We start from the raw sequence: 7,160 nt of genomic DNA, 5'->3' as shown, positions 1-7,160 counted from the left end.
ACGAATCTTCTCGCGCGAGAAGGATGTCGAGAAACTACCCGTATTGCCAGTCACGGATCCGTTCCATCAATCCCTGAAGCGACGACACCGAAGCCATTTCCCGCAGCACCAGGTCCTGGGTCGTCGAATGTGATGGGGTCGCCCCATCTCTCGCGCCCCCGCTAGATTCCTGGGAAGACGGCTTCGATGGCCCGTTTAAGTTCGACGGCCTGCTCTCGACCCAGTTGGATGACCTGGCTGACCTTAGGATCAGATTTCCGATTATCGGAACCATATGTTGCAATATGGATTAGCGCTCCGGGCCCTGTGCCGACCTGCATCCAACGGGCATCGACTTCAGTGGGGTGCCTCGAAGCGTCCGACTCCATCATTTCGAAACTACGAATCACAGCCATTGCCGTTCCTTTCGTGGATTCGGACCGTGCCCCCCGAAAGGCACAGTTCAACTGGTATCATAGGGCCGTGAAGGCCGGCTGGGTCATGCCTATATGGCCCGTAAGCGACCTCGGCGGGTACGTTTGAGCTGAGGTCCACATGAGACGGGCAGCTCTTGAGGTCCGGTTGATCTCGAACGCTCGAGTTGACTGCATCTATTGGTCATGGATGTGATGATGACGCCCAGGACCGACGAACGGCGCCCGCCGCACCCGGGTCCGTCCTCACCCGATCGACCGGATCCCCCCACTCGTCACGGAGCACCGATGCCCGTCCTCTCCCCTCCCGATCCCGACTTCGCGTCCGAGGCCGAGCACACCGTGTGGGAGCGCCTCGCCTCCCAGCTCCCCGACGACGCGATCCTCATCGCCAACCAGCGCATCACCGCGGGCGGAGAGGAGGTGGAGCTCGACCTGCTGGTCCTGTGGCCGGGCATGGGCATCGTCGCGATCGAGGTGAAGGGCGGCCTGGTGAGCGTCCGGGACGGGGTGTGGCTGCAGTCCGATCGCTCCGGCGCGCACAACCTTCGCCGCTCCCCCATCACGCAGGCGCAATCGGCCCGGCATGCGCTCCTGCACTTCCTCAACGAGCGCTCGTCCCGGCCGATCGGCCGCAGCGTCCACATGGTCGCCCTCCCGTACACCGAGGTCCCCGCGACCTGGGACGTGCCGGATGCCCCGCGCGCCCTCGTGCTCGACACGACCGACCTCCCGCAGATCATGGATCGTCTCGCTTACGCCCTGCGCACCGTCCCGCGGGACCACCACGCGCCGCTCGACGCGCTGCAGGCCGAGGACGCGGTGAAGGCTCTCCGGGCCACCCACCTCGCGATCACCAACCACCAGGCCCTGGCCCGACGCATCGAGGACGCCGGCAACACGTTCTCCCGCGAGCAGGAGCGCGCCGTGGCGCTGCTGCGGCTCCAGCACCGGGCCCAGGTGATCGGCGGCGCCGGCTCGGGCAAGACGCACCTGGCCATGATCAAGGCCCGCACCCTCGCCCGGGACGGATTCCGCACCGCGCTGCTGTGCTACTCCCGCGGTCTGGCCCGACACTTCCAGCTGCTCTCGGCGACGTGGCCGGAGGAGGAGCGCCCGGCGTTCGTCGGGCTGTTCCACGACCTCCCGGTCCGATGGGGCGCCGGCTCTCCCGAGGAGTTCGACGGTGAGCAGGCGGACTACTACGAGGAATACCTCCCGCGCCGACTCGCGGAGGTCGCGGCCGCACAGGGCGAGGACGAGCTGTTCGACGCGATCGTCGTCGACGAGGCGCAGGACTTCGCCGACATCTGGTGGGACGGACTGCTGCTGTGCCTGCGCGACCAGCAGGACGGAGTGCTGTTCGTGTTCACCGACGAGCACCAGACCGTGTTCGACCGCGAAGGCCGGGCGCCCATCACCCTGAACCCGTTCCCCTTGGACGACAACCTCCGCAACTCCGGCCGCATCGCGAAGACGTTCGCGGCGCTCACCCCCCTGTCGCAGAATCCGCGGATGGAGGAGGGTCTGCCAGTGCGGTTCGTGCAGAGCTCGACGGATTCCGCGGTCGGCGCCGCCGACGACGTGGTCGATGGTCTGCTCGACGAGGGCTGGGATTCCGGGGACATCGCGCTCCTGACCACGGGAAGCCGCCACCCGGAGCAGAAGGCCCAGATCGAGATCTCGGGATTCGACGGCTACTGGGACCAGTTCTTCGCCGCCGAGGATGTCTTCTACGGGCACGTCCTGAACTTCAAAGGTCTCGAGCGCCGTGTGGTGGTCCTCGCCGTCAACGGTTTCCAGTCCCTGGACCGGGCGCCGCAGCTGCTGTACGTGGGGCTCTCCCGGGCGCGCTCGTTGCTCGTGGTGGTGGGCGACGCCGGGGGGATCTGGGACGTCGGCGGTGGGGACGTGTGGGCGGCGATCGACAAGGGAGTCGGCTAGCCGCGTTCCACGGCGATCCGCGATGGGAGCGGACGCGAGGACCCACCAGCATCCCCGCGCCCGTCCCACCTCACGCCCTCACGCCCTCACGCCCTCACGCGACCTTCGTGAGCTCCGAGAAGTTCACGATGTAGTCGGGCGAGTCGATCGACATCACCTCGGAGAGGTTCGATGTGTAGTAGCACCGGTCGTTGGACTCGGAGCCGGACTTCAGCGTCCCGGAGAACTCGACCTTGTCGCCGGGCGACAGCGCGAGGGCCTGGTCGAACAGAGGGGTGCCCTGTTCGATGAGGGTGTGGTCGTCGTAGTCGGACAGCGCGTTGTTCCACGTGCCGATCTCGATGTCGTCCTCGATCGAGAGGGTGACGACGGCCTTGCCCTCGCCGTTGGCGTCGACGGTCTCGACGGTGCCCACCCACTTCTCGATGCGGCCGTCCGGAACGGCGCCGCACATCGCCTCGCTGCGGGTGTTGAGCACGTTGGCGCGCTGCAGGTCGGTGGTGGCGGCCTCGGACTCGCCGCGTGCCGTCTCGACGGCGCCGGCGAACGCGACCTGGGTCGCAGGCAGCGCCACCTCGGGCGCAGGCGCCGCGGTGGTCTCGGGAGCCGGCGCCTCCGTGGTCGGTTCCGCAGGAGCCTGCGTGGCGGCGGCCGGCTGGGCCTCCTCGGCGGGTGCGGCGACAGCGGCCGGCGCGCTCTGCTCGGACTCGGCCGGGGCCACGGCCTGATCGGAGCCCGAGGCGCCGTTGATGGCGCCACCGATGAACGAGATCACGACGACGACGGCGGTCACCACCCAGGCCACCGTCCTGTTGCTCTCATACTTCGCGAGCGGCCGCCCCTGGGAGTCCTTGCCGCCGGTGGCGAGGATGATGATGAGGTCCACGAGCGCCCAGATGCCCGCTCCACCGCAGGTCAGGAGCTTGAGGATCCCCAGTCCGATGAACCCGCGGTAGAACCTGTCGGCCCCGAAGACACCGAGGAACAGCGAGAGCAACCACGCCACGACGAAGGACTTGTCGGACTCCTGCGTCCAGGACCCTCCGGGCCCGACGGGCTGCTGCCAGGCGCTGGGTGCACCGGCCGGGGACGCGGCACCGTACGAAGGTCCCGGGTAGGGCGATCCCTGGGCGGCGGGGCGCCCCGAAGGCGGGTACCCCGTGCCCTGCGAACCGGGCACGGGGCCCGTGCTCGCGCCGCCGAGGCCCTGCTGGGCCTGAGGCCATGCGGCGGGCTGTCCCGGTGCGGGGGCCGGGGCGGCAGGCGCCCATGCGCCGGGTGCGCCCTGCGGGGTCGCGGGCTGCCCGGGCTGGGCGGGGCGGGGCTGTTCGGCGCCGGGGCCGAACGAGGGGGGAGGCGTGGACACAGAGGTCTCCTGGGGAAAAGGGCTCGCCGGTGACCGGTCGAGCGGTGAAAGGGGGTACATCGCTCCGGGAGGTCTGCCGTGGGTTCCGTGCCGTCCACCGGAGGATGTGCTCGCACCATAGATCGGCCCTCCGACAGACGAACGGGACCTCTGGCGCGGGGCTCATGTCCCGGTCGGCCTGGGTCACCGACGACGATCGCCGGTCCCGTCCCTCACCTCGACGCACGCGAACTCGCGCCGCCCTCAGGCGACCCGTCCGAGCACCACCCCGGCTGGTCGCTCTCCGGTCCACGGCACCACGGCGACCACCTGCCACGTCTCCCCGCCCAGACGCAGCCGGTCCCCGTCGACCACCTCGACGCGTCGCCCCGCGCGCCCCTGCTCCGCGAGGTGCACCGTCGCCACGGCCCTGCCCGACGACTCGTCCATCACGGCCGCGAGGACCCCGACGACGACTCCTGCGACCTCACGCCGTCCCGCGAGCCGGAGCCGCACGAGTTCGGGTGCGCCGCCTCCCTCGGCCTCGCGCTGCGCCTCGGTCATCGGTCCCCTCCGAACTCATCCGGTGTCCCGCCGACGCCTGCCATCACGAAGTTGGCGTTGTAGTCCTGGATGGAGACCCGCACCACGTGGGGCATGTCGCCCTCTCCCTCGCCCGTGTTGCCCCACGGGTTCACGAGGATCAGCTCCCCCGTGCTCTCATCGACACCCTGGACCTGATAGACGTGCGCGGTGGAGATGTCGTCCCGCCACGGGTGGAGGGGATCGGACATGACGGTGATCGGACGGCCCTCGTCCAGTGCGGTCCCGAAGTCCTCGAGCGAGGGATTCCCCCACAGGAAGGTGTCATCGGGCGCGGGAGCTCCCGTGATCAGCTCGAGCCCCCGACCAGGGGTGTCTGCGATGACCGACTCGTAGTCGGGACCCAGATGGTTGATGGCCGCCTGCTCGTAGATGGACATGTAGCCGATGGGATCATCGGCCCAGAAGTTCCCGGCACCGTCGTCGTCGACCCGGGCCCCTGTGGCGGCGAGCTGGTCCGCCGAGACGTTGACCGTCACCGGGTCCCCGTCCTCGTAGAGGGTGACGTCCCAGGTCCCGTCCGGGCGCAGCACGATGTTCTCCGCGAGGAAGTCGGGGTCGGTGCCGGCGACCGCCATGAGCCCGGCGAGGAACCAGCAGTCCCCCAAGGACCCTTGCCGGACGGTCTGCTCGGCGATGGCCTCGGCCGACAGATCCACATCTGCCGGGTCGAAGTCCTGGCCCTCTGCCGAGTCGATGTAGCGACCGCCGAGGTCGTCGATCGTCAGCGGATCCTGGAACCAGTCCCAGACGGCCTGTCCCCCGTTGATGACGTCCGACCACGAGAACCGCCCCCCGATCAGCCCCGCGAGAGCGGTCGCGTCGATCCTCCCGTCGACGTCCGAGGCGATCTCCTGCTCCGCGGCGTGGAGTCCCACAGCCTGAGAAGCGCCGTCGAGCTGGGAGCCCGCGGCGCGGAGCGAGGGTCCATGCGTGCCGTTCCAGACCTCCCGGAACGCTTCCCCGTCACCGCCTTCCCAGCGTGCGCCGCTGATCGCCGCGTCGAGCGTACGTGCGAGCTCGTCGAGCCGCCGCCCCGAAGATTGCGCGCGCAGCCCCCAGTCGATGAGCGCCTCGACATCTGCTCCGTAGAAGCCGTTCATGGTCCCCCCCTGACCCGTGCGGCCCCATCGGCCTGCTCGTGCCGACCCTAGAGCGTCCGACACCGTCGGGCCATGGGTCGGACTCCCCATGACCGATCGGCGCGGCGCTCGCGGTCGGACCCCATACTGGCGGGAACCGTCACAGATACCGACCACGGCGTCACCTCCCAGGAGTCCACATGTCCCGCCGTCTCCGGCACCTCGTGCCGCTCGCCCCCCTCGCCCTCCTCACCGCCTGCTCCGCCACCTCCCCCCTTCCGGCGTCCGGCGCGGTCGACCGCTACGACACCGTCGGCGAGGACGTGGCCACGACCCTCGCCGCGGCGGACAGCACCGATGTCACCTGGTCCCTCACCGAGACCACCCGCACGGTCACCGAGGTCGGCGGCACCTGCTCCTACACCCCCGGCACCTGGACGCCCTCCTCGGCGCTCGCTGAGCCCAGCGACGACGACGCCTGGCAGGGACGCATCGACGCCCTGAACCCCGTCCTCGAGGAGTCCGGCTTCGAGACCCTCGACCGCCCTGCCGCCGACGGCTCCCGCACCGTCCTCACCAGCGAGGACACCCACGGCGCGACCCTCACCATCACGGCCGAGGGCGAGGTCCGCATCCACGGCGCGACGGTCGACGCGGACCCCTGCACGACGAAGACCCTGGGCATCGGCTGACCAGCTCATGCATCGGAGCCGGCATCGGACGTTCCGCCCATGTGCTGCACAGCATCACAGGGCCTCGACCCGCCCGGAACGCCGCCCCGTTGCTAGCATCGGCCACCGGTTCCCGCAGCATCGCACGCGACCACCGAGCACCTGACCACGGCACCTGCGCCCCTCCCCCGTACCCCCCAGGAGAACCATGCTGAGCTGGCTCGAAGCCGCCTTCCTGGGCATCGTGCAGGGACTCACCGAGTTCCTGCCCGTGTCCTCGAGCGCCCACCTGCGGATCGTCGGGACGTTCCTGCCGGGCGCGGAGGATCCCGGGGCGGCCTTCACCGCCATCGTCCAGCTGGGCACCGAGGCCGCCGTGGTCGTCTACTTCTGGCGGGACATCGTCCGGATCATCGGCCGCTGGGCCCGCTCGCTCACGGGCTCGGTGCCCCGGGACGACGCCGATGCCCGCATGGGCTGGCTGATCATCCTGGGCACCATCCCGATCGTGCTGCTGGGGCTGCTGTTCCAGGACCAGATCGAGAGCGTCTTCCGCTCCCTGTGGGTGGTCGCCGCGATGCTCATCGGCTTCGGGATCCTGCTGGGCGTGGCGGACCGCATCGGCGCCCGCCGCCGCGAGCTCGACGATCTCACCTACCCCCACGGCATCCTCTACGGGATCGCCCAGGCACTCGCGCTGATCCCCGGCGTCTCGCGCTCCGGCGGCACCATCACGATGGGCCTGCTGCTGGGCTACTCCCGCGAGGCCGCCGCCCGCTACGCCTTCCTGCTGGCGATCCCCGCGGTCTTCGGCAGCGGCCTGTACCAGCTGGTCAAGAGCTTCGGAGAGCCCGCCGTCTACGGTCCGGGCCAGACGGCGCTGGCCACCGGCGTCTCCTTCGTGGTGGGACTGGCCGTCATCGCCTTCTTCATGAAGTGGATCTCCTCGCGCAGCTTCATGCCGTTCGTGGTCTACCGGATCGCGCTGGGCATCGTCCTGATGATCCTGCTCGGCGCGGGCGTCATCGTCGCCTGATCCCGGCTGTTCCCCGGGCGGGCGCCCTGTGGGTCACGAACCCTCCACACCCCTCGCCGCCTACCC

At 69.8% G+C, this 7,160-nt stretch carries 6 protein-coding genes; 3 read left to right on the top strand and 3 right to left on the bottom strand.

The genetic code is table 11. The features are described 5' to 3' along the window. The first annotated feature begins 701 nt into the window (after positions 1–701). Positions 702–2,357 carry an NERD domain-containing protein gene (locus ACT3TZ_RS13090; protein ID WP_444583869.1) on the top strand — a complete coding sequence of 552 codons (1,656 nt, stop codon included), beginning with the start codon at positions 702–704 and terminating at the stop codon, positions 2,355–2,357. A 94-nt stretch (positions 2,358–2,451) separates the two neighbouring features. Here the strand turns inward: ACT3TZ_RS13090 and ACT3TZ_RS13085 are convergent, their stop codons facing one another. The 3 genes from ACT3TZ_RS13085 to ACT3TZ_RS13075 form a co-directional block, all read right to left on the bottom strand. Continuing rightward, positions 2,452–3,723 (bottom strand): NINE protein, encoded by a 1,272-nt coding sequence (locus ACT3TZ_RS13085; RefSeq protein WP_444583868.1) that lies wholly within the window; start codon positions 3,721–3,723, stop codon positions 2,452–2,454. A gap of 243 nt (positions 3,724–3,966) precedes the next feature. Then, the gene (locus ACT3TZ_RS13080) at positions 3,967–4,266 is read right to left on the bottom strand and encodes a hypothetical protein (protein ID WP_444583867.1); all 300 of its coding nucleotides are present in this window, start codon (positions 4,264–4,266) and stop codon (positions 3,967–3,969) included. Beyond that, the gene (locus tag ACT3TZ_RS13075; protein WP_444583866.1) at positions 4,263–5,408 is read right to left on the bottom strand and encodes a C2 family cysteine protease; all 1,146 of its coding nucleotides are present in this window, start codon (positions 5,406–5,408) and stop codon (positions 4,263–4,265) included. The genes ACT3TZ_RS13080 and ACT3TZ_RS13075 overlap by 4 nt, the downstream gene beginning before the upstream one ends. A 179-nt stretch (positions 5,409–5,587) precedes the next feature. On the opposite strand from ACT3TZ_RS13075, the gene ACT3TZ_RS13070 reads away from it, so the two are divergent. Then, positions 5,588–6,079, top strand: coding sequence for a hypothetical protein (locus tag ACT3TZ_RS13070; protein ID WP_444583865.1), 492 nt, complete (start codon positions 5,588–5,590; stop codon positions 6,077–6,079). A 190-nt stretch (positions 6,080–6,269) separates the two neighbouring features. Next, the gene (locus ACT3TZ_RS13065) at positions 6,270–7,094 is read left to right on the top strand and encodes an undecaprenyl-diphosphate phosphatase (RefSeq protein ID WP_444583870.1); all 825 of its coding nucleotides are present in this window, start codon (positions 6,270–6,272) and stop codon (positions 7,092–7,094) included. Positions 7,095–7,160 lie beyond the last annotated feature (66 nt).

The organism is Brachybacterium sp. AOP25-B2-12, assembly GCF_052378625.1.
Lineage (GTDB): Bacteria > Actinomycetota > Actinomycetes > Actinomycetales > Dermabacteraceae > Brachybacterium.
Note: the sequence above shows the minus strand (reverse complement) of the source record. Positions and strands in the feature narration are given on the sequence as shown.